The organism is Rathayibacter sp. AY1E2, assembly GCF_002932325.1.
GTDB lineage: Bacteria > Actinomycetota > Actinomycetes > Actinomycetales > Microbacteriaceae > Rathayibacter.
Map to the genome: position 1 here is coordinate 37,524 of NZ_PSVO01000004.1, position 20,918 is coordinate 58,441.

The window sequence follows — 20,918 nt, forward strand, 5'->3', positions numbered from 1 at the left end:
GCACGACAGCTGTCGGGGCGGGCGGAGGCGGGTCGAGCGCCGCCGGAGCGCCCCCGTCAAGCCCGCCGCGACCGGACGCCGCCGGTGCCAGGGTGGAGCCGTGCCTCCCTGGACCCTCGCCCTCGCCAGCGGCGCCATCGGCGGCGCCACCCTCCTGATCGGCGCCGCGCTCGCCTGGTTCGTGCGCGTGCCCCCGAAGCTCACCGCCGCGATCTCCGCCTTCGGAGCAGGGGTGCTGATCTCGGCGCTCGCCTACGAGCTCGTGCAGGAAGCGGCGGACGACGGAGGACTGCTCCCGACGATCCTCGGCACGCTCGCGGGAGCCGTCGTCTTCGTCGGCGCGGACGCGCTGCTCACCCGCGCCGGCGCGGGGAACCGCAAGAGCGCGAAGGGCTCGGGCGGAGGAGGAGGCGCGGCCATCGCAGCCGGCGCCCTGATCGACGGGGTCCCCGAATCGATCGTGCTCGGCCTCTCGGTCGCCCAGGGCGGAGCGGGAGCGGCGATCAGCGTGCCCATCGTCGCCGCGGTCGCGATCTCGAACCTCCCCGAGGGCCTGTCCTCGACGGTCGGCATGAAAGCCGACGGCCGCTCCGCCCGCTACGTCTTCACCGTCTGGGGCGGGATCGCCGCGATCTCGGCCGCCGCAGCGCTGGTCGGCTTCCTGGTCTTCGCCACTGCACCGGGCGCGGTCGTGGCCTTCGTGACGACCGTCGCCGCCGGCGCGATCCTCGCCATGATCTCGAACACGATGATCCCCGAGGCGTTCGACCGCGACGACGTGCTCACCGGGCTGTACGCGGTCCTCGGGTTCGTGACGGCGTTCGCCTTGCACAGTGCTGGTTAGGACGCCGCTCACCGCGCGGCGTCCCGCAGTCGGCTCGAGCGCGGGGCCGGGTCCCGAGGAGCGGGTCGCGCACGGCGACGCGGATCCGCTGGAACGCGGATCCCCGGATACGCCTCGCGAGGACGCCGCTGGTTAGGACGCCGCTCCCCGCGCGGCGTCCCGCAGTCGGCTCCAGCGCGTGGCCGGGTCCCGAGGAGCGGGTCGCGCACGGCGACGGGGATCCGCTGGAACGCGGATCCCCGGATACGCCTCGCGAGGACGGCGCTGCCCGCGCGGCGTCCCGCAGTCGGCCCGAGCGCGGCCGGGTCCCGAGGAGCGGGTCGCGCACGGCGACGCGGATCCGCTGCACCGCGGATCCCCGGATACGCCTCGCGAGGACGCCGCTCCCCGCGCGGCGTCCCGCAGTCGGCTCCAGCGCGTGGCCGGGTCTCGAGGAGCGGGTCGCGCACGGCGACGCGGATCCGCTGGAACGCGGATCCCCGGATACGCCTCGCGAGGACGCCGCTCCCCGCGCGGCGTCCCGCAGTCGGCCCGAGCGCGCGGCCGGGTCCCGAGGAGCGGGACGCGCACGGCGACGGGGATCCGCTGGAACGCGGATCCCCGGATACGCCTGCCGAGGACGCCGCTCCCCACGGAACGGAGTGCGGTCAGCCGCTGAAGGCGGTGAGGGCGTCGTCGAGGATGCCGAGGCCGCGGGCGACCTCGGCGGGGGTGATGACGGCCGGCGGGACCACGTGGATCCGGTTGTCGGCGGTGAAGGGCAGGAGACCGCGGGACAGCAGGTCGGCCTTGAGGCGGGCGACGGAGGCCGCCGGCAGCGGGGTGCGCGCGGCCCGGTCGGTGACCAGCTCCAGCGCCCAGAACACTCCGGAGCCCCGGACCTCGCCGATCAGGTCGTGCTTCGCCTCGAGCGCCGCCAGGCCGGGGGCCAGGTGCTCCGAGCCGATGGTGCGCGCGTTGTCGACGATCCCCTCCTCCTCCATCGCCTCGAGCGTCGCGACGACGCTGGCCGCGGCGAGCGGGTGGCCCGAGTAGGTGAGACCGCCGGGGAAGACGCGCTCGTCGAAGTGGTGGGCGATCGGATCCGAGATGACGACACCGCCGATCGGGACGTAGCCGGAGTTGACGCCCTTCGCGAAGGTGATCAGATCGGGGCGCACGTCGAAGGCGTCGAAGGCGAACCACTCCCCCGTGCGGCCGAAGCCCGCCATGACCTCGTCGAGGATCAGCTGGATGCCGTACCGGTCGGCGATCTCGCGCACACCCGCGAGGTAGCCGGGTGGCGGGGTGAGCACGCCGGCGGTGCCGGGGATGGTCTCGAGGAGGAACGCGGCGATCGACTCCGGCCCCTCCGCCTGCACGACGCGCTCGAGGTGATGGAGGGCGCGCTCGCACTCCTGCTCGAGGGTCTCGGCCCAGAACTCGCTGCGGTACAGGTAGGGCCCGAAGGCGTGCACGTGCCCGCGGGAGTACTCGTTGGGGATGCGGCGCCAGTCGCCGGTCGAGACGATCGCCGCTCCCGTGTTGCCGTGGTACGAGCGGTACAGCGAGACGACCTTGTCGCGGCCGGTGAACAGCCGCGCCATGCGGATCGCGTTCTCGTTCGCATCCGCGCCGCCGTTGGTGAAGAAGACCTTCTCCATGCCCTCGGGCGCCCGCTCGGTGATCAGGCGGGCCGCCTCGGCGCGGGTCTCGTTCGCGTAGGCGGGGCCGACGGTGGTGAGGACGCCCGCCTGCTCCTGGATGGCAGCGACGACCTTCGGGTGCTGGTAGCCGATGGTGACGTTCACGAGCTGGCTCGAGAAGTCGAGGTAGCGGGTGCCGTCGACGTCCCAGACCTCGGCGCCGAGACCGCCTGCGATCGGCAGCGGGTTCAGCGCGCCCTGCGCCGACCAGGAGTGGAACACGCGGGACCGGTCGGCGGCGGTGACCGAGGCGTTGTCGCGGACGGTGGGGGCGGTCGAGGACGTCATGCTCCCCATCGTGCCGCGCGCGCCTCGGAAGCGGGCGTGCGGATCCGTCGATCCGCGGACCCTACGATGGACGGAACGTCGAAGGGAGCCGCGCATGCCCGCGACCGTCCGCGATCTGCTGGCCGAACCGGCCTTCCGCCTCCGCGTGCTCGCCGGGGTCCACGACGAGGCCGACCTCGACGCCCCTCTGGTGTGGGCGCACTCCTCGGACCTCGTCGATCCGACGCCCTGGCTCGAGTCGGGTCAGCTGCTGCTGACCGACGGCGTCCACTTCACCGGGCACGACAGCGCCGAGTTCTCGGAGGAGTACGTCGCCCGGCTGCGCGGCCGCGGCATCCGCGCGCTCGGCTTCGCCACCCGCATCGTGCACGACGAGGTGCCCGCCGCTCTCGTCACGGCGTGCGAGCGTCAAGGCCTGCCGCTGCTGGAGGTGGCGGACCTGACTCCGTTCATGGGGATCATCCGCTTCGTCGCCGACGTGATCTCGCGGGAGCAGCGCGAGCGGCTGGAGTGGTCGCTCGAGGCGCAGCGGCGGGTCGCCCGCGCGGCGCTGCGGCCGGACGGGCTCGCGGCGATCCTCACCGAGCTCGAGCGGCAGCTGGACTGCTGGGTCGCCCTCTACGACGCGGCCGGGCAGAGGGTGCACCTGCCCACCCGGCTCGACGTGCCGGCGGAGGAGGCGGTCGCCGCGGCCGCGAGGCACGCCCTGACCCGCGGCAGCCGAGCGGGACTCCGACTCGACGACGGCGGCGGAGTGACGCTGCAGACGATCGGGCGCCGCGACCACCTGCGCGGGGTGCTCGCCGTGGGCACGGGCACGCCGCTGGACCCGGCGGGCAGCGACCTCGTCGCGAGCGTCATCGCCCTGGCGAGCATCGCGCTGGAGCAGCGGCGCGCGCTGGACTCCTCCCGCCGGCAGCTGCGCTCCGGACTGCTCGAGCTGCTGGCCGCGGGAGCCTTCGACGTCGCCGAGAGCACGGCACGGCGCCTGGGGAGCCCGCTGCCCGCCGAGCCCGTGCGGGTGGTCGTGCTGAGCGCGCCCGTGCACGGCGACTCGCTCCTCGACGAGCTGGAGGTCGTGGCGGAGGAGGACGGCGCGCGCCTGTTCTTCGCCGAGAGGGACGGCTCGCTCGTCGCCGTGGCCGCCGCCGACGGACTCGAGCCGCTGACCGCCGTGCTGGAGCGGCACGGCGCGAGCGCCGGCGCCTCCGCCCCGATCGGCTGGTCGGACCTGGACCGGGGCCTCGAGGAGGCGCGGCGCGCCGCCGAGCGGACAGGAGACGGGCCGGTGGTCCGGTTCGAGGACGTCGCCGCCGAGGGGATGATCGGGCTCCTCGCCGCCGCCGGAGCCGCACCGCTCGCCCGCCGGATGCTCGCACCGCTGCTGACCCCCGAGGGAGCCGTGCTGCTCGAGAGCGCCCGCGTCTGGCTCCGCCGCAACGGCGCCTGGGAGCCCGCCGCCCGCGACCTCGGCGTGCACCGTCACACCCTCCGCAACCGCATCACCGCCGTCGAGCGCGCCCTCGGCCTCGACCTCGACGACGTCTCCGCCCGCACCGAGCTCTGGACGGCGCTGCGGCTGCACTCATAGCCGATCTCCTCCTGGCGTCGTCGATCGGCCGCGGTCGGCCTCAGGAGGTGGGGACGATGGGAAGAGCGGGTCGCGTACCGCGCACGACGATCCGCTCCCACGCGGATCGCCGGTTGCGCGGTGCTCAAGAGCCTCTCTCCTCCTGCGTCGTCGATCGGCCGCGGTCGGCCGGGGAGGGTGGTCGCGCTGGGAAGAGCGGGTCGCGTACCGCGACTGCGAGCGATCGACGACGCCAGGAGGAGAGAGCCTCACGAGCACCGCGAAGCGCAACCGGTGATCCGCGTCCCAGCGGATCGACGTGCGCGGAACGCACGACGCTCTGCAATACCCGACCACCCTCCCGAGCCGACTGCGGGCGATCGACGACGCCAGGAGGAGAGAGCCTATGAATGCTGCGGGAACCCGAGGTTGATGCCGCCGTGGGAGGGGTCGAGCCAGCGGCTGGTGATGGCCTTCTGCTGGGTGAAGAAGCGGACGCCTTCTGCTCCGTGGGCCTTGGTGTCGCCGAAGAGGGACGCCTTCCATCCGCCGAAGGAGAATGTGGCGACGGGGACGGGGATGGGGACGTTGATGCCGATCATGCCGACCTCGACCTCGTTCTGGAAGCGGCGTGCCGCTCCTCCGTCGTTGGTGAAGATGGCCGTGCCGTTGCCGAAGGCGCCGTTGTTGATGAGTGCGACGCCCTCCTCGTAGGAGGCGACGCGGACGATGGAGAGCACCGGTCCGAAGATCTCCTCCGTGTACGCGCGGGAGGTCGTGGGGACCTTGTCGAGCAGGGTCGGGCCGAGCCAGAACCCGTTCGGGTCCCCGTCCACCTCGATGCCGCGGCCGTCGATGACGACCTCCGCGCCGTCCTCCTCCGCGATCGCGATGTAGGAGGCGACCTTGTCGCGGTGCACCTGGGTGACCAGCGGGCCCATGTCGCAGCCGCGGCGTCCGTCGCCGATGCGCAGCTTCGCGGCGCGGTCCTGGATCTTCGTGATGAGCTCGTCGGCGACGGGCTCGACCGCGACGACGACCGAGATCGCCATGCACCGCTCCCCCGCCGAGCCGAAGCCGGCGTTGATGGCGGAGTCGGCGACGAGGTCCAGGTCCGCGTCGGGGAGCACCAGCATGTGGTTCTTCGCCCCACCGAGGGCCTGCACCCGCTTGCCGCGCTTCGTGCCCGTCTCGTAGACGTACTGCGCGATCGGGGTCGAGCCGACGAACGAGATCGAGCGGACGTCGGGGTGCTCGAGCAGCCCGTCGACGGCCTGCTTGTCGCCGTTGAGCACCGTGTAGACGCCGTCGGGGAGGCCGGCCTCCTTCCAGAGGGCGCCGAGCCAGATCGCCGGGGACGGGTCCTTCTCGGAGGGCTTCACCACGACGGTGTTGCCGGCGGCGATGGCGATGGGGAAGAACCACATCGGCACCATCGCAGGGAAGTTGAAGGGGGAGATGATGCCGACCACGCCGAGCGGCTGCTTGGTCGAGTAGACGTCGACGCCGGTGGAGACCTGCTCCGAGTACTCGCCCTTGAGGTGGTGCGCGAGACCGGTCGCGAACTCCACGACCTCCTGGCCTCGGGTGATCTCGCCGAGCGCGTCCGAGACGACCTTGCCGTGCTCCGACGTGATCAGCTCGGCGAGCTCCTGCTTCTTCGCCTCGAGGAGCTCGCGGAAGCGGAAGACGATCTGCTGGCGCTTCGCGAGCGACGTGTCGCGCCAGGCGGGGAAGGCGGCCTTCGCGGAGGCGACGGCGGCGTCCACCTCGGCGGAGTCGGCGAGCGCGACCTCCTTGGTCGCGACTCCCAGCGCCGGGTCGTAGACGGGAGCGGTGCGGCCGGACGAGGAGTCGGAGGGAGCCCCGTCGATCCAGTGGCCGACGACGGACAGGGCGGTGGCGGGCTCGGCGATGCTCATGGCGACGACTGTAGGGGCGTGACCACGGCCGCGGGGGTGCCGATCCGTCCAGCGGTGGAGGGGTGGTCTGGACGGATCGGCGCGCTCAGTCGGCGGGACGGGTGGCGTCGGGCGAGGGCGTCGCCGAATCGGGGCTCAAGGCGGCGGGGTCGGCCGCGCTCGGGTCCGCAGCGCCGGGGTCGGCCGCGCTCGGGCCCGCAGCGCCGGGATCCGCAGCCCCGAGGTCGGCGGCGCCGGCGTCGGCAGCGTCCGGCTCCGCGGCGTCCGGCTCCGCGGCGTCCGGCTCCGCACCATCGGGATCGGCACCGGAGTCGGCGGCATCCTGCTCGGCTGTGCCGGTCTCCTCACCGTGCACCTCGGCAGCGGACGCTGCAGCCGCTGCCTCCGCCGCACCCGCCGGGTCGAACCGCGCCAGCGCGGCCGTGATGTTGTCGTGCCCGCCGCGCTCGTTCGCCCAGGCGACCAGCGCCTCCGCGAGCGTGACCGGATCCGCGCCCACCCGCTCCTGCGCCTCGCGCAGCACGCGCGCGAGGTCCTCGGCGGCGGACGCGTAGTTCCACAGCCCGTCGGAGCAGACCAGAACCCAGCCCGGCTCGGTCAGCTCCTCGGAGGCGACCCGCGGCTCCTCGTCGTGCGCGTCGGCGCCGAGCCAGCGGGTGATGGCGTGAGCGTCGGGCGCCGTCTCGGCCTGCTCCCGCGGCACTCCCGAGGCGATCTGCTCCTGCGCCCACGAATCGTCGACCGTGAGCTGCCGCGGCTCGCCCGCGTCCGGCATCCAGTAGCTGCGGCTGTCGCCCACGTTGCCCGTGACGAGCAGCGCGCCGTCCAGCACCGCCGCGGTGAAGGTGCACGAGGGCGGATTCGACCGCTTCTCGGGCACGGCCGCGTCGATCGCTCCGGAGGCGCGCGCGGTGGCCATCTGCAGCAGCGCGCGCCAGCGGTCCGCTCCCGCGCTCTCCCCGCCGACCTCGGCCTGCAGCGCGCTGAGTGCCGCACGGGCCGCGGCGAGCGACGCCTTGTCGGAGTCGGGCGTCGAGGAGACCCCGTCGCAGACCACGAGCAGCGCCGTCCTCAGAGAGCCGTCGGCGCCGGTGGTCGCCCCGAGCGCCATCGCGTCCTCGTTGGCCGGGTGCCGGAGCCCGCGGTCGCAGACGCCGCCGACCAGCGGGTGCGGCGCTTCGGCCCAGTGCTCGCGCTCGGTCGGAGCGGGGCGTCCGCACTGCTCGCAGTAGCCGTCCTCGGCGACCGCTCCCCCGCAGTAGACGCAGGTGGCGGATCCTCCGACGGCGACGGGCGGAGCGGAGGGGGCGGCCGCGACGATCAGCGGCGTCCCGCAGGCCTCGCAGAACGCGTCGCCCGTCGTGACCGGCTCGCCGCAGTTCGGGCAGGGAGTCGACAGCGCGCCGCTCATGTCAGCGTCCAGCGTCGGACCTCGTTGGCCCGGTCGACGAGGCGCAGGCGCTCGTCGCGCTCGCGAGTGGAGGCGGCGAGCGCGCGGTAGGAGGCCTCGAGGCCGTCGCGGATGGCGGCCTCGTTCGCCTCGACCCCGCCGAGGGTCGCTCCCTCGGCCGGGCCGTCGCGCCGCACCAGCTCGAGGGCGGAGGCGAGGACCCGGGTCGTGAGCTCGAGGCGGGTCCGCTGGTCGATCGACACGGAGTCGACGCTCGCGAGGGCGGCCGAGAGCGCGGGCAGCCCGCGGCCCGACTCCGCCAGCAGCTCCGCCCGGCGGCGGCGCGCGTCGGAGTAGGAGGAGCGCGTGGGCGCGACGATGTCGAGCGCGTCGAGCGCCCCGTCGAGGTCGGAGCGCAGCTGCCGCACCCGGGCGAGACCGAAGGCGGCGGGTGCCGTGTAGTTCGCGTCGGCGCGGGCGCAGATCACGTAGAGGGACTCGGCGACCTCGGGCTCACCGCTCGCCTCGCACGCCGCGGCGAGCGCGAGCTTCGGGGCGAGCTCGCCAGGGACCTGCCCGTAGACGGTGTTGAAGGAGGCGCGGGCCCCGATGTCGTCGCCGCGCGCGAGCTGGGCGAGGCCGCTCATCCAGACCGCCCGCCACTCCCACGGGTCCTCCGTGAGTATCTCGCCCGTCGCGCGGGCCGCCTCCTCCCAGCGCTGCGCCTCGATCGCCGCCCGGGCGCGGGCGAGCCGCACCTCGACCGTCACGGTGGGCGCGAGCGCGAGAGCGCGCAGGCGCACGATCGGGTCGGCGACGTTCACGCCCGCGAGCCACGACCGGGCGGGATCGGACTCGTCGCGGCGGAGCGCCGGCAGCGCGTCCCACGGCGGGACGCGGTCGACCACGTCGGCCACGGGCGCCTCGAACAGGGCCGACTCCGTCGAGTGCAGCGCGGGGTGTCCGGGACCGCGGTCGGTCGCGACGACCTCGCGCAGCACTCCGAGCAGCTGGCCGCGCATCTCGTCCACCGTGGCGAAGCGGTCCTGCGGGTCGGGAGCGCACGCCTTCGCGATCAGGCGGTAGAAGGAGTCGTACCGCTGGAACAGCGATGTCTCGGACACCGGCGGCAGCGAGGCGACGAAGGTCGTCTGGTTGCCGCGGAAGTCGAGCACCAGCGAGGCCAGCGTTCGGCCGATCGTGTAGACGTCGGAGGCGACCGAGGGACCGAGGTCGGCGACCTCCGGAGCCTGGTACCCGACGGTGCCGTAGATGGCGGAGTCCTCGTCGTCGATCCGGCGCACTCCGCCGAGGTCGATCAGCTTGACCTGGTCGCCCACCTGGATCATGTTGTCCGGCTTGAAGTCGCAGTAGAGCAGGCCGTGGTCGTGCAGGTAGGCGAAGGCGGGCATGACCTCGAGCACGAAGGCGAGCGCCTGATCCACCGGCAGCGGATCCGCGGCGCCGCCGTTGGCGTCCAGCCGCTCCTTCAGGATCTGCTTGAGGCTCGGCCCGCCGACGTACTCCATCACGATGTAGCCGGCGCCGTCGTGCAGGACGAAGTTGTAGATCTCGACGATCAGCGGGTGCTCGACCTCGGCCAGGAACCGGCGCTCGGTGACGGCCGCCGCGTACGCATCGGGATCGCCGGAGTTGAGCAGGCCCTTGAGCACCACCCAGCGCCCCGAGACGTTCCGGTCGCGCGCGAGGTAGATCCAGCCGAGGCCGCCGTAGGCCAGGCAGCCGACGACCTCGTACTGGCCGCCGACGACGTCGCCCTTCACCAGCTGCGGAGTGAACGAGAACGGCGTGCGGCAGTTGGGGCAGAACCCCTCAGTGCGGCCGGGCCGACCGTCGCGCCCGCGGCCGACGGCCGTGCCGCAGTGCGAGCAGAAGCGCTTGCGCTCGGGGAGGACCGCCTCGGTCATCAGAGCGGCCATCGGGTCGGCGGCCGGGCGGGACGGGACGGTGGTGAGCCCGGCGCCGAGCCTCGGGCCGCGCAGTCGGGTCGAGGTGGTGCCGACGCGGCGGGTGACCTTCGAGCCGGTCTGCGCCGTGCGGGCGGAGCCGAGGGCGGCGGTGGCGAGGCGGGCGGAGGAGGTGCGCGTGCTGCGCGCGGTGGCCGACTCCTCGGCAGGCCCGGGTGCCGTGGCGCCGGGGGTGCCCTCGACGAAGCCGGTGCCGAAGGCGGCGGAGGCGGTGGCCGGCGGGGAGGCCGGAGCGGCGCGGCGCGCGGTCGGCGCGGAGGCGGCGGCGCCCTCCTCGGGCGGGAGGCCGCAGACGTTGCAGTAGCCGTCCTCGATCGTCCCGGTGCAGCCGGGCGTCGCGGTGCAGGGGGCGCCGTTCATGGGGTGGCCTTCCGGTGGTGCGCGGGGTCGGGGTGCGGGAGGTCGCGGGTGACGACGTCGTACTGCTCGACCAGGTGGCGGGCGAGCGGGACGGAGCAGGGCACCGCGCCGAGGGCGGCGCGCACCTCCTCCTCGGCCGCGACGCCGACGGCGGTGGCAGCGCGGCCGTTGCCCTCGGCCCGCTCCCGCAGCGCCCGGAGGCGGAAGCCGAGGGCGGCCCGTTCGCGCAGCGGCGAGGTGTAGGCGGCCTCGACCGCGTCGAACGCGCGGCCGACGGCGGTGAGCCGGGCGAGGTGCGCGTCGAGCGCCTCGCGGTCGGACGGAGGATCGCCCAGCCGGGAGACGTCGGGCACGGCCAGCCGCGGCGGGTCGGCGATCTCGCGGCGGCAGCGGGCCACGAGCTCGCGCAGCGGCGCCTCGCGTCGCTCGGCCGCCTCCGCCAGCTCGCGCGCCCGACGGCGGTCGCGCTCGAGTCCGCGCCGCTCGGACGCGGCGATGATCAGGTCGCGCTCGAGCCGGGCGGAGTCGCTCTCGAGCTGGCCGAGCGGCCCCGACACGTCGGCTCCCCGGCCCGCCCGCTCGGCGAGCGCGTCGAGGCGGGACCGCAGCACGGCGACCCGCTCCGCCCTCTCGCGGTCGACCGTGCCGCCGCCGTCATGGGTGAGGTCGCGGCAGCGCTCGATCTCGGCGCGCACCCCCACGATCCGCCCGGCGACGTCGGTGCCGCTGGGGTCGAGCTCGAGCCGGGAGCGCAGCTGGCCGACGACCGCGTCGCAGAGGCGCACCGCCTCCACCAGCGAGACCGCGCCGCTCCCGGAGGCGTCGAGGCGGCCCCAGATCAGCTGCGACATCCGCTCGCGCGCCACGACGTCGACGCGGCCGGAGTCCCAGACCGCCTCGAGCTCGGCGAGGCGCCTGGTGACCGACTCGCGGAGCGACTGGGCGAGCACCACGTCGGCCGTGTAGTTCTCGGCCTGCGGCGACGCCAGCGCGGCGGCGTCCAGCCGCGAGAGCTCGCGCGTGGTCCGCTGGAGCCAGCGGGTGAGAGCGGCGAGGTACTCGAAGAGCTCGCGCTGCGGCGCGGCCTCCCCGAGCCGGCCCGGAGCGACGGGGGTCCCCTCCGCGAGACCGGTGCTCATCGGCCGTACACCGGGGCCGGCGGCGAGGCCTCGCCGAGGACCCCGAGCCAGCGCTCGTAGATGCTCTGCCAGCGGCCGTCGCTGCGGATGCTCTCGAGCGAGGCGTTGACGAAGCGCACGAAGTCGGGGTCGTCGGCGGGCAGGCCGAGGCCGTAGGGCTCCGAGCTCAGGGCGTCGCCGACGACCTTCGCGTACGGGTCCTGCGCCACGAAGCCCGCGAGGATCGTGTCGTCGCCCGCGATGGCGTCGACCTCTCCTGCCTGGAAGAGGGCGAGGCACTGCGAGTGCGTGGCGGCCTCGACGGCCTCGACCTCCGGGTAGTCGTTCTGCAGGCGGCTGAGCGTCGTGGTGCCGCTGGGCGCGCAGACCCTCTCGCCGTCGAGGTCGCCGATGCCCGTGATCGGGACGCCGTCGGGGTCGTCGGAGACGAGCACCTTGAGGCCGGCGTCGTAGTACTCGGACGAGAAGGCGATCGAGCTCCAGCGATCGCAGGTCATCGTGAGGGTGCGGGCCACCATGTCGACCTGCGGGGCGCCGTCGCCGCCGGTGAGCGCGGGGAGGCGCTGAGCGGAGGTGATCACGACGTAGTCGATGGAGTCGCTGCCGAGGATCGCCCGGGCGACCTCGCGGGCGATGTCGACGTCGAAGCCCTCGATCGCCCCCGTGATCGGGTTGCGGGCGCTCATCAGGAGGGTGTCGGCCGAGACGCCGACGCGCAGGGTCCCGCGCCCGCGGATCTCCGCGAGCCTGGTGCTGTCGGTCACGCCGGTCGGCGCGTAGGAGGTGACCGCCGAGGGCGAGCAGTCCGCCGCGGCCGGAGCGGCGGGAGCGGTCGCGCTCGCCGTCGGAGTCGGGGTCGCCGCGGCGAGGGGCGTGCCGAGGTCGTCCGCCCCCGTCGTGCAGCCGGTGAGGGCGAGTGCCGCGGCGGTGGCCAGGGCGAGGGCGGCGGCGCGCAGGCGGTTCATCGGTACTCCTCCAGTCGCTGGGCGATGCCGCGCCAGGCGAACACGGCTCCGGCGAGACCCGCCGCCAGCAGGATCCACGAGACGAGGGTCGCGAACTCCGTACCTCTGTCGAGCGTGGTGGCGGCGGCCAGTGCCTTCTCCTGCACCACGTCGCGGGCGTCGTCGGAGAAGGTGGTGAAGAGGTCGTTCGGCGTGCCGTTCCCGGTGATCGTGGCGACGCGGACGGCCTGGTCCCAGTTCCCGGCGTCGTCCGCCTGCCGGATCTCCTCGTGGAAGGACTGCCACTGCCCGAACTCGTCGACGAGCCGTGTCCTCGCCAGCTCGTCCTGCAGGTCGCCCGACAGCTTCTCCCGGGCGGAGTCGACGGCCCGGGTGTAGCGCTCCTCGAGGGCGGCGCCGGAGCCGCGCTTGATCAGCGTGAAGCTCTCGAGCGACTTGGCGTCGCTCGCGGCGATGAGCGCGTTCGACACGGTGAGCGCCTCGCGGTAGGACTCGACCCGCGCCGTCCCCGCGTCCGCCGCGACCGATCCGTAGGCGAGCGCCCCGCCGACGCCGACGACCAGCAGGAGGGCGGTCCCCGTGGCGAGAGGGCGGTTGAGGTAGCGGTGCGTGCGGCGGGCGAGCCAGAGCTGCGCCGCCAGGAGGAGGACCAGCATCACGAGCGAGCCGATCATGAGCAGGACGCTCCAGCGGACGGCGTCGTAGGCGGCCGCGACCCGGTCGGCACCGGAGTCGACCAGTCCGTCGAGGTCCTCGAGGATGCCGCCGTCTCCCGAGAGGGCCGTCGACGCCTGGTCGAGGTACGCCGAGGCGACGGGGAAGCCCTGCCGGTTGTTGGCTCGCGCCTGCTCGATCAGCCCGCTGTAGGTCGTGATGCTGCTGGCTACCCGGGCGAGGGCCCGGGTGTCCGCCGAGTCGGCGGCCGAGAGCCCGGCGATCGCGGAGGCGGCGCCGGTGAGGCTCGAGACGTACGACGCCCGCAGCTCGGTCGGCTCCAGTCCGCCGACGAGGAAGGTGTTGGCCGCGATCGCGTTGGCGTCCACCAGCAGTGTGCGGACGTTCTGCACGCCGAGCAGCTGCGCCGACTGCTCCCGGGCCGTCGTCGCGGCGCGCGCCTGCATCGCTCCGGCCTGCTGCGCGAACACGCCGAACAGCACGGCGGCCAGCGCCGTCAGGGCGAGCAGGAGGCGCAGGGTGGCCGGAGTGGTCGCGGTCGCGCGGGCGAGCAGCGACGGCCTCCGCTGCGCCGGCCGGTTGGCGACCTGGACGAGGGGCGGCTCGGGGATCCTCTGCGCGGGCGGCGCGGCGGGTGCGGTGCTCAACGGCTCTCCTCCTCGGAGTCGTCGGTGACGGCGACGGCCGCGCCGCTCGGGGCGGCGTCCGCCTGCCCGCGGGCCTCCTCAGAGCCCTCAGCCGAGCCCTCGTCGTCGTCGCCGGCTGCGTCCGGGCTGCTCGAGGCTTCGGGGCTCTCCACCACGTCCTCGGGGAGCAGGATGCGCAGCTCGTCGAGCGTCGGCTCCTCCACGTCGCGGAGGCGCCAGGCGTGCCGGGCGATCGCCGCGTCGAGGACGTTGCGGACCCAGCGCCCGTTGCCGAACGCCTCCGTGCGCTGCTGCGCCGAGGCGAGGCCCGCGAACGCGGCGAGCGCCTCCTCCGTCGGCTCGAAGTCCGCGGAGGCGGCGAGGCGGCCGAAGATCGCCGAGAGCTCGTCGTCGGAGTAGTCGGCGAAGTCGATCGTGGTCGAGAAGCGGCTGGCGAGACCCGGGTTCGTGTCGAGGAAGCCCTGCATCGGCCCGGAGTAGCCGGCGACGATCACGACGAGGTCGCCGCGGTGGTCCTCCATGTCCTTCACGAGGGTGGTGACCGCCTCCGCGCCGTACTGGTCGAGCGCGAGCGCGTAGGCCTCGTCGATGAAGAGGACGCCGCCGCGCGCGGAGGCGATCACCTCCGCGGTCTTCGTCGCGGTCTGCCCGAGGTAGCCGGCCACCAGCTCCGATCGGTCGACCTCGACGAGCACGCCCTTCGAGAGGATGCCGAGCGAGCGGTAGATCCGCGAGACCAGCCGCGCCACCGTCGTCTTGCCCGTGCCGGGGTTCCCCGTGAAGACGAGGTGGCGGGTGAGCGTGGGCGTGCTGAGTCCGGCGGCCTGGCGCAGGGTGTCGATCCGGAGCAGCTGCGTCTGCCGCTTGATCTCGCTCTTCACCCGGTCGAGGCCGATCAGCGCGTCGAGCTCGGCGAGCAGGTCGTCGATGGACTCCGGCGGGTCGAGCGGCTCCGGCTCGGAGGCGGGCTCCGCGGCGGGAGCGGCGGCGGGCGCCGGCTCGTCCTGCGGACCGTCGTGCTCGGTCCGGCGGAGGCGCTCGAGGATCTCGTCGACCCCGGGCACGCCGGCGGGCAGACCGGTCGGCAGGTCGGCGCTCGCGGCACCGTCCGGCGTCCGGCCGGTCGTGTGCGGTACTCCTCCGCTCGTCGTCGGAGCGGCGCCCCGAGCGCCCGGGACGGCGGAGAGCTGGGCCGCGGCGGTCGCGGAGGCGGAGGCGATGCCGCCGATGCCCGGGTCGCCGAGAGCGCTGGCCGCCGAGACGACCTCGGTCAGGGCGCGGGCGTAAGCGGAGGAGTGGTGAGAGCCCGCGCCGACCAGGGCGGCCAGCTGATCGGTCGGCCCCGACCGCCAGCGCCGGCCGCTCGAGGCGGCGGTGAAGAACGCCTCCAGACCGCCCGTCGCGCCGGTCGCGGCGAGCCAGTCCTGTCCGGCGCCGCGGATCGACTCGGCGACGGCGGCGGCCAGCCGCGCACCCTCGTCGCGGACGGCCGCGGCGTCGAGGCCGGCGGCCGTCCCCGCGAGCACGAGGGCGTCCAGCGCCGGGGCGAGCGCGGTCACGAGGCGCTCGGCGGGGTCAGCGAGCCGGATCCGGACGGCGCTCCCGGCTGCGGAGGCGCGTCGAGACCGCTCGGGGAGAGCGAGGACTCCGTGAACTTCTCGGCCAGGAACTGCCCGTGCGCGATGAGCGCCGAGGCGTCCTGCCGCGAGACGGCGTCCGAGATGCGGTCGAGCGTGCCTCCGAGGAGGTCGAGCTGGTCGCAGAGGATCATCAGCGAGGTCTTCCCCCTGTGCACGGCGCGGCGGTCGGCGAAGTCCCTCGGCAGGCGGAGGTAGCCCTCCACCGCCTCGGGGAGGTAGCTGGTCGCGGTCGCGACGACGGTGTGGCCCTGCCGGCTCATCCCGCCGAGGCGGTCGAGACGGGGCACCATCTCGCGGACCGTCTCGTCGATCCGCTGGATGCGCGCCGCGACGATGCCGGGCACCCGGCCCTCCGTCCGCGTGCCGACCCGGTCGAGCGCCGCGAGGATGTCGTCGCTCGTCGGGACGCTCGGCAGAGCGGGCGCGGTCTCCTCCGGCGCCGCGGGGGCACCCGTGAACAGTCGGGAGAACCAGCCCATCGGCTAGCGGCCGAGATCGAGCGAGGACGTCGCGTCGATGTCCGAGTTGCTGCGGCGGGCCCGCTCGACGTACTCGCCGGCCTTCGCCGTCTCGGTCTGCAGGACTCCGACGGTCTGGGCCATGCTGTCGAGCGCCTTGATCTTGAAGTCCGAGATCGAGTCCATCGTCTGGTAGATGTTCGCGAACGCGGCCTGCAGCTGCGGCAGTCCGACCGTGGCCGAGGCTGCCTGCGACTGGATCGAGGCGGACTGGTCGGCGAGCATGCGCGAGGTGGCCTCGATCATGTTGGACGTCGTGGTGTTCAGCGCCGTGATCTGATCGAGCACGAGGCGCTGGTTGGCGAGCGCCTGCGCCACGATGACCGCCGTCCGCAGCGCCGAGACGGTCGTGGTCGTCGCCCGGTCGACGCCCTTGATCAGCTCGACGTTGTTCTTGATGACGACGTCGATCGCGAGGTAGCCCTGGATCGACACGGCCAGCTGGGTCAGCAGGTCCTGGTGCTTCTGGCGCGCGTAGAAGAGGACGTCCTCACGCAGCGCCTTCGCCCGCTCCGGGTCGGTGGCGTCGAGCTCGGCGATCTTCGCCGAGAGCTTCACGTCGAGCCGCTCGGCGACGTAGATGTACTCGTTGAGACGGGTCATCGTCTCCCAGAGGTTCTGCTTCTCGAGGTTCAGGGCCGCGTTGTCCTTCCGCAGCTCGTCCTGCCCGTCGTACAGGGCCTGGATGATCGCGTTCAGGTGCGACTGGGCGCTCTCGTAGCGGCGGAAGTAGTCGGTGATCTTGTTGCCGAACGGGATGAAGCCCAGGATCTTCTTCTGCAGGTTGTCCTCGGACGGGTCCAGATCCTCCACCGTGCGGCGCAGCTCGAGCAGCGTCCTCCCGATGGTCGACCCCTCGGAGAGCCCGCCCTCCTGGAGGGCGCGCACCGGCGTGCTCAGCAGCCGGTTCGACGAGTCGGCGGCCGAGCGGATGTCGGCGTCCCCCATCGTGCGGATGTCGTTGGCCCTCGTCGCGAACTCGGGGCTGCGGGACTCCGTCGCCAGGAGCGTGTCGAGGTAGCCGTCGACCTTCGCCTCGAGGCCGGGCAGGGCGGCTTCGGGCACCTTCGGCGCGATCGACGGCGCCGAGGTGGTCGGCACCGCTGCCACCGGCTCCGGAGGCGTGAGCGAGAGGGCGTTCTGGACGGGCGGCTGCAGGGCCTCGGTCATCGGGATCCTCACCGTTCCTGGCGCTCGGCGCCGACTGGGATGAACGTCCGCCCAGCATATCCCGGGCCCTCCCGCGGGATCCCCGCGAGCCGCCTCGTCCGAGGACTCGACGCGATCGGGCGGCTGTGGAGGAGCATCCGCCGCCGGTCAGACCGCCTTCGGGCGCCTCCACAGCGTCGCCACCGCGACTCCGGCCAGGGCGAGCGCGCCTCCGAGCAGCGCGGCGAGCGGCGGGGTCTCGCCCAGGACGAGCCAGGACAGCAGCACGACCACCGCGGGCACCGCGTAGGTGGACGCCGCGGTGCGACCCGCGCTGGAGCGCGCGAGGACGTACCCCCACGTCGTGAAGGCGACGGCCGTCGGGAAGATCCCGAGGTAGACCACGGCCAGGATCGAGGAGAGCGGAGCGGCGGCGAGCGCCTCGACGAGCTCCGGGGCGAAGGGCAGGCACGCGACCATGCCGGCGAGGCAGCCGAGCCAGGTCATCGTCGGTGCGTCGATCCGTCCCAGCAGGCGCTTCTGAAGGGTCGCCGCGCTGCCGTAGACGACGGCGGCGACCAGGCCGAGGGCGACGCCGATCACGTCGAACTGCCCGGTGGAGGTGGAGAACGCGATCACCGCGACGCCGGTCAGCGCCACGAGCATCCCGGCGAGGAGACGGCGGGGGAATCCCTCCCCCAGCAGCAGACCGGCGAGCACGGCGGTGATCATCGGCGCGATGTTCACCAGCAGCGCCGCCGTCCCCGCGTCGACGTGCCGCTCCGCAGCGTTCAACGCCAGGTTGTAGACCGCGAACCAGGCGACTCCCCAGCCCAGCACGAGCAGGAGGAGGCGCCCGCGCGGGACCGCTGTGCGCGGATCCGGAGCCGCCTCCGAGCGGCGCCTACGGGCGATGAGGACGACGCGCACCACCGTGAGCGCGAGCGACCCCACCACGATGCGGCCGAGGGTCAGCGCGCCCGGGCCGAAGTCCTCCGTCGTGGCGCGGATGCCGACGAAGGCCGACGCCCAGAGCAGGACGGTGACCGCGATCGCGCCCCACAGCAGGAGGGCGTCCCTCGTGGAGGGCGGGGCGGAGGAGGAGACGTCGGTCATGAGGCCATCGTGGCGCCGCCGGGGATTCAGCACCAGTTCCGTTCACTGTCGGATCGTTCAGCCGAACTGTACGGTCGTCCCATGCTCGACGTGCACCGGCTCCGCATCCTCCGCTCCGTCGTCGCCTCCGGCTCGATCGCGGGAGCCGCCTCCGGCCTCGGCTACACGCCCTCCGCCGTCAGCCAGCACCTCACCGCTCTGCAGCGCGAGACCGGACTGACGCTGCTGGAGCGCGTGGGCCGCGGCGTCCGCCCGACCCCCGCCGGACGCGCCCTCGCCGCCCAGGCGGACCGCGTCCTCGAGCGCCTCGCCGAGGCGGAGGCCGTGGTGGAGGAGCTGCGCGAGGGCCGCTCCGGCCGCCTCTCGGTGACGTACTTCGCCTCCGTCGGCAGCGCCTGGATGCCGGAGGTCGCCCGCCGGCTGACCGCCGCGTTCCCCGGCCTCGCCCTCGATCTGCGCCTGGGAGAGGAGCTCGACGACGACCTCGGAGCGCGCCCCGACGTGCAGCTCCTCGTCGCCTCCTCCGAGCCGACCGCCCCCGGATTCACGGCGCACCACCTCCTCGACGACCCCTACCTCGTCGTCCTGCCCGACGGTCATCCGCTCGCCTCCCGGAGCGAGATCGACCTCGCCGAGCTCGCGAACGAGCGCTGGGTCGACAACGACCTGCCCACCGGCTGGTGCCGCCGGAACGTCGTGGAGGCCTGCGCCGCCGCCGGGTTCGCGCCGCCCTTCCACGTCCAGGCCAACGACCACATCACCGCCGCCGCGTTCGTCGCCGCGGGCATGGGCGTGACGGTCCTGCCGGAGCTCGCGGCCCACCGCCTGCCGGACGGCGTCCGCGCCGTGCCCGTCGTCCGTCCCCGGCCCGTCCGCTCCCTCGAGGCCGTCGTGCGGAACTCCGCCGCCTCCTCCGCACCGGTGGCCCTGGTGCTGGAGACATTGAAGGCCCTCGCCGCGCGCCGCTGAGCGCGCCTGCACGGGCGAGCTCGCAGCACATCGGAGCACGATGGGCGCGTGAGCTCCGTCGAACCCGTCACCCGTTCCGCGCCCGCGCTCGGCGGACCGCGCATCCTGAAGCAGCGCTGGACCGAGGCGACGTTCCTGCACTGGCGGGTCGACCCCGCCCTGGTGGCGCCCCACCTCCCGGCCGGGACGAGGCCCGACGAGCACGACGGCTCCTCCTGGGTGGGCCTGATCCCGTTCCGGCTCTCGCGGACGGCCTTCCTCGGCGGCCCGCGGGCGCCCTGGCTCGGCACCTTCCCCGAGGTGAACGTCCGGCTCTACTCCGTCGACGAGCAGGGACGACGCGGAGTCGTGTTCGTCTCGCTCGACGCCTCCCACCTCCTTCCCGTGCTCACCGCGCAGGCGGTGTTCGGGCTCCCCTACCGCTGGGCCCGGATGAGCATCGAGCACCGCCACGGCGCGGTGATCTACGACACGATCCGGCACTCGGACTCGGCCGCCCGCTCCCGGATCGTCGTCCGCCCGGGCGACCCGATCGACGAGGACCCGCTCGCCTCGTTCCTCACCGCACGCTGGGCCTACCACGAGCGCCACCTGGGCTCCACCTGGTACGGCCGCAACCTGCACCGGCCCTGGCCGCTGCGCCGCGCGCAGCTGCTGGCGCTCGACGACGGGCTGCTCGACGCCGCGGGCTTCCCCGGGCTGGCGACGCGCGCGCCGGACTCGATGCTGTACTCGGCCGGAGTGGAGACCGTGTTCACGGTGCCGCGGAAGGTGTGAGGGGGGGGCGACCCTCGTGGGGGGTGGCGCTGACCGACATTCATCGGAGAGCATTCGTCTGCATCGATGTCAGCTCAGCTTCACCGGGAGTCAACCGTGGAATTCACCGAACGTCTCATCGCCCTGGCCACCAAGGTCCATCAGCAGCGGGAGATCATCCAGACCGAGGAGGCGACCAAGAACGCCTTCATCATGCCCTTCATCTCGACGATCCTCGGATACGACGTCTTCAACCCGCTCGAGGTCGTTCCCGAGTTCATCGCCGACGTCGGAGTGAAGAAGGGCGAGAAGATCGACTACGCGATCGTCCACAACGGCGATGTGCAGATGCTGATCGAATGCAAGAAGTCCACCGAGCCACTCCGCATCGAGCACGCTTCGCAGCTCTTCCGCTACTTCGCCGTCACGAACGCGAGGATCGCGATCCTCACGAACGGCGAGCAGTACCACTTCTACACAGACCTCGACGCGCCCAACCGCATGGACGCGAAGCCGTTCCTGGTACTCGACCTGACGGATATCGACGAGACTCTCATCCCCGAGCTGATGAAGCTCACGAAAGAGGTGTTCGACCTCGATTCGATCATCAACGCGGCCGGCGAGCTCAAGTACATCGGGCAGCTGAAGCGGGAGCTCGGCGCTCAATTCACCGCTCCGAGCGACGAGTGGATCAAGTTCTTCACCACGCGGGTCTACGACGGCGCTTACACGCAGAAGGTGAGGGAGCAGTTCTCCGCACTCGTCTCGAAAGCCTCGAAGCAGTTCCTCAACGAACAGGTCAACGAGCGGCTGAAGACCGCCCTCGGCGCACCCAACTTCCCCCGCACGGAGGCGATTGCAGCGGAGCAGTCGCTGACCAGCCAGGTCGTCGTGGAGGAGGAGCTCGAGGAGCAGAGCGACATCGAGACGACGCTGGAAGAGCTCGAGGGCTACCAGATCATCAAGGCCATCGCCTGCAGCGAAGTGAAGGTGAGCCGGATCGCGCAGCGAGACGCGAAGTCGTACTTCGCCGTCATCCTCGACGACAACAACCGCAAGCCGGTGGCTCGGCTCCATTTCAACCGGAAGCAGAAGTACCTCGGCACGTTCGACGCCGAGAAGGTCGAGACCCGGCACCCGATCGCCTCACTCGACGAGATCTACGAGCACGCCCAGACGATCCGGGAGACAGTGCGCGCCTACGCCTGAAGGCCAGGAGGTAGTCGCTCCTCCACAGGCGGTCGACTCGGCGTTCTTCTCACAGAGCGAGCGGGGAGCCATTCGGGGAAGGCCTGCA

General features: G+C 73.3%; 16 protein-coding genes. 5 read left to right on the forward strand and 11 right to left on the reverse strand.

The window, feature by feature from the left end:
- Positions 1-100 precede the first annotated feature (100 nt).
- Positions 101-844 (forward strand): ZIP family metal transporter, encoded by a 744-nt coding sequence (locus C5C49_RS04925; RefSeq protein ID WP_104223842.1) that lies wholly within the window; start codon positions 101-103, stop codon positions 842-844.
- A 647-nt stretch (positions 845-1,491) separates the two neighbouring features.
- Here C5C49_RS04925 and C5C49_RS04930 read toward each other — a convergent pair.
- Complete coding sequence (locus C5C49_RS04930) at positions 1,492-2,817, reverse strand: aspartate aminotransferase family protein (protein WP_104282233.1); 1,326 nt, start codon at positions 2,815-2,817, stop codon at positions 1,492-1,494.
- A 94-nt stretch (positions 2,818-2,911) separates the two neighbouring features.
- Between C5C49_RS04930 and C5C49_RS04935 the strand changes: the two genes are divergently transcribed.
- Entirely contained in the window at positions 2,912-4,408 is a 1,497-nt protein-coding gene (locus tag C5C49_RS04935; RefSeq protein ID WP_181110591.1) for a PucR family transcriptional regulator, read from the forward strand.
- A gap of 383 nt (positions 4,409-4,791) precedes the next feature.
- Here C5C49_RS04935 and C5C49_RS04940 read toward each other — a convergent pair whose 3' ends face one another.
- The 10 genes from C5C49_RS04940 to C5C49_RS04985 form a co-directional block, all read right to left on the reverse strand.
- Positions 4,792-6,309: a CoA-acylating methylmalonate-semialdehyde dehydrogenase gene (locus C5C49_RS04940; RefSeq protein WP_104345581.1), complete on the reverse strand. Its 1,518-nt coding sequence runs from the start codon at positions 6,307-6,309 to the stop codon at positions 4,792-4,794.
- An 85-nt stretch (positions 6,310-6,394) separates the two neighbouring features.
- The gene (locus tag C5C49_RS04945) at positions 6,395-7,720 is read right to left on the reverse strand and encodes a PP2C family serine/threonine-protein phosphatase (RefSeq protein ID WP_146084850.1); all 1,326 of its coding nucleotides are present in this window, start codon (positions 7,718-7,720) and stop codon (positions 6,395-6,397) included.
- Entirely contained in the window at positions 7,717-10,047 is a 2,331-nt protein-coding gene (locus tag C5C49_RS04950) for a serine/threonine-protein kinase (RefSeq protein WP_104345582.1), read from the reverse strand. Before C5C49_RS04950 ends, C5C49_RS04945 begins: the two co-directional genes overlap by 4 nt.
- Complete coding sequence (locus tag C5C49_RS04955; protein ID WP_104345583.1) at positions 10,044-11,186, reverse strand: hypothetical protein; 1,143 nt, start codon at positions 11,184-11,186, stop codon at positions 10,044-10,046. Before C5C49_RS04955 ends, C5C49_RS04950 begins: the two co-directional genes overlap by 4 nt.
- Positions 11,183-12,151: a glutamate ABC transporter substrate-binding protein gene (locus C5C49_RS04960; RefSeq protein ID WP_104345584.1), complete on the reverse strand. Its 969-nt coding sequence runs from the start codon at positions 12,149-12,151 to the stop codon at positions 11,183-11,185. The genes C5C49_RS04955 and C5C49_RS04960 overlap by 4 nt, the downstream gene beginning before the upstream one ends.
- Positions 12,148-13,473, reverse strand: coding sequence for a hypothetical protein (locus tag C5C49_RS16890; protein ID WP_181135711.1), 1,326 nt, complete (start codon positions 13,471-13,473; stop codon positions 12,148-12,150). Before C5C49_RS16890 ends, C5C49_RS04960 begins: the two co-directional genes overlap by 4 nt.
- A complete protein-coding gene (locus C5C49_RS04970) occupies positions 13,470-15,032 on the reverse strand; it encodes an AAA family ATPase (protein WP_104345585.1) in 1,563 nt (520 codons plus the stop codon). The genes C5C49_RS16890 and C5C49_RS04970 overlap by 4 nt, the downstream gene beginning before the upstream one ends.
- Entirely contained in the window at positions 15,029-15,592 is a 564-nt protein-coding gene (locus tag C5C49_RS04975; protein WP_104267137.1) for a hypothetical protein, read from the reverse strand. Before C5C49_RS04975 ends, C5C49_RS04970 begins: the two co-directional genes overlap by 4 nt.
- A gap of 3 nt (positions 15,593-15,595) precedes the next feature.
- Complete coding sequence (locus C5C49_RS04980; protein ID WP_104345586.1) at positions 15,596-16,801, reverse strand: toxic anion resistance protein; 1,206 nt, start codon at positions 16,799-16,801, stop codon at positions 15,596-15,598.
- Positions 16,802-16,948: 147 nt separating this feature from the next.
- Positions 16,949-17,896, reverse strand: a complete 948-nt coding sequence (locus C5C49_RS04985; RefSeq protein WP_104345587.1) for a DMT family transporter — start codon at positions 17,894-17,896, stop codon at positions 16,949-16,951.
- 81 nt (positions 17,897-17,977) lie between these two features.
- Here C5C49_RS04985 and C5C49_RS04990 point away from each other — a divergent pair, with 81 nt between their 5' ends.
- From C5C49_RS04990 to C5C49_RS05000, 3 genes are all read left to right on the forward strand, one after another.
- Positions 17,978-18,865, forward strand: coding sequence for a LysR family transcriptional regulator (locus tag C5C49_RS04990; protein ID WP_104267139.1), 888 nt, complete (start codon positions 17,978-17,980; stop codon positions 18,863-18,865).
- A gap of 48 nt (positions 18,866-18,913) precedes the next feature.
- A complete protein-coding gene (locus C5C49_RS04995) occupies positions 18,914-19,642 on the forward strand; it encodes a YqjF family protein (RefSeq protein WP_104345588.1) in 729 nt (242 codons plus the stop codon).
- Positions 19,643-19,738: 96 nt separating this feature from the next.
- The gene (locus tag C5C49_RS05000; protein ID WP_374953844.1) at positions 19,739-20,830 is read left to right on the forward strand and encodes a type I restriction endonuclease; all 1,092 of its coding nucleotides are present in this window, start codon (positions 19,739-19,741) and stop codon (positions 20,828-20,830) included.
- Positions 20,831-20,918 lie beyond the last annotated feature (88 nt).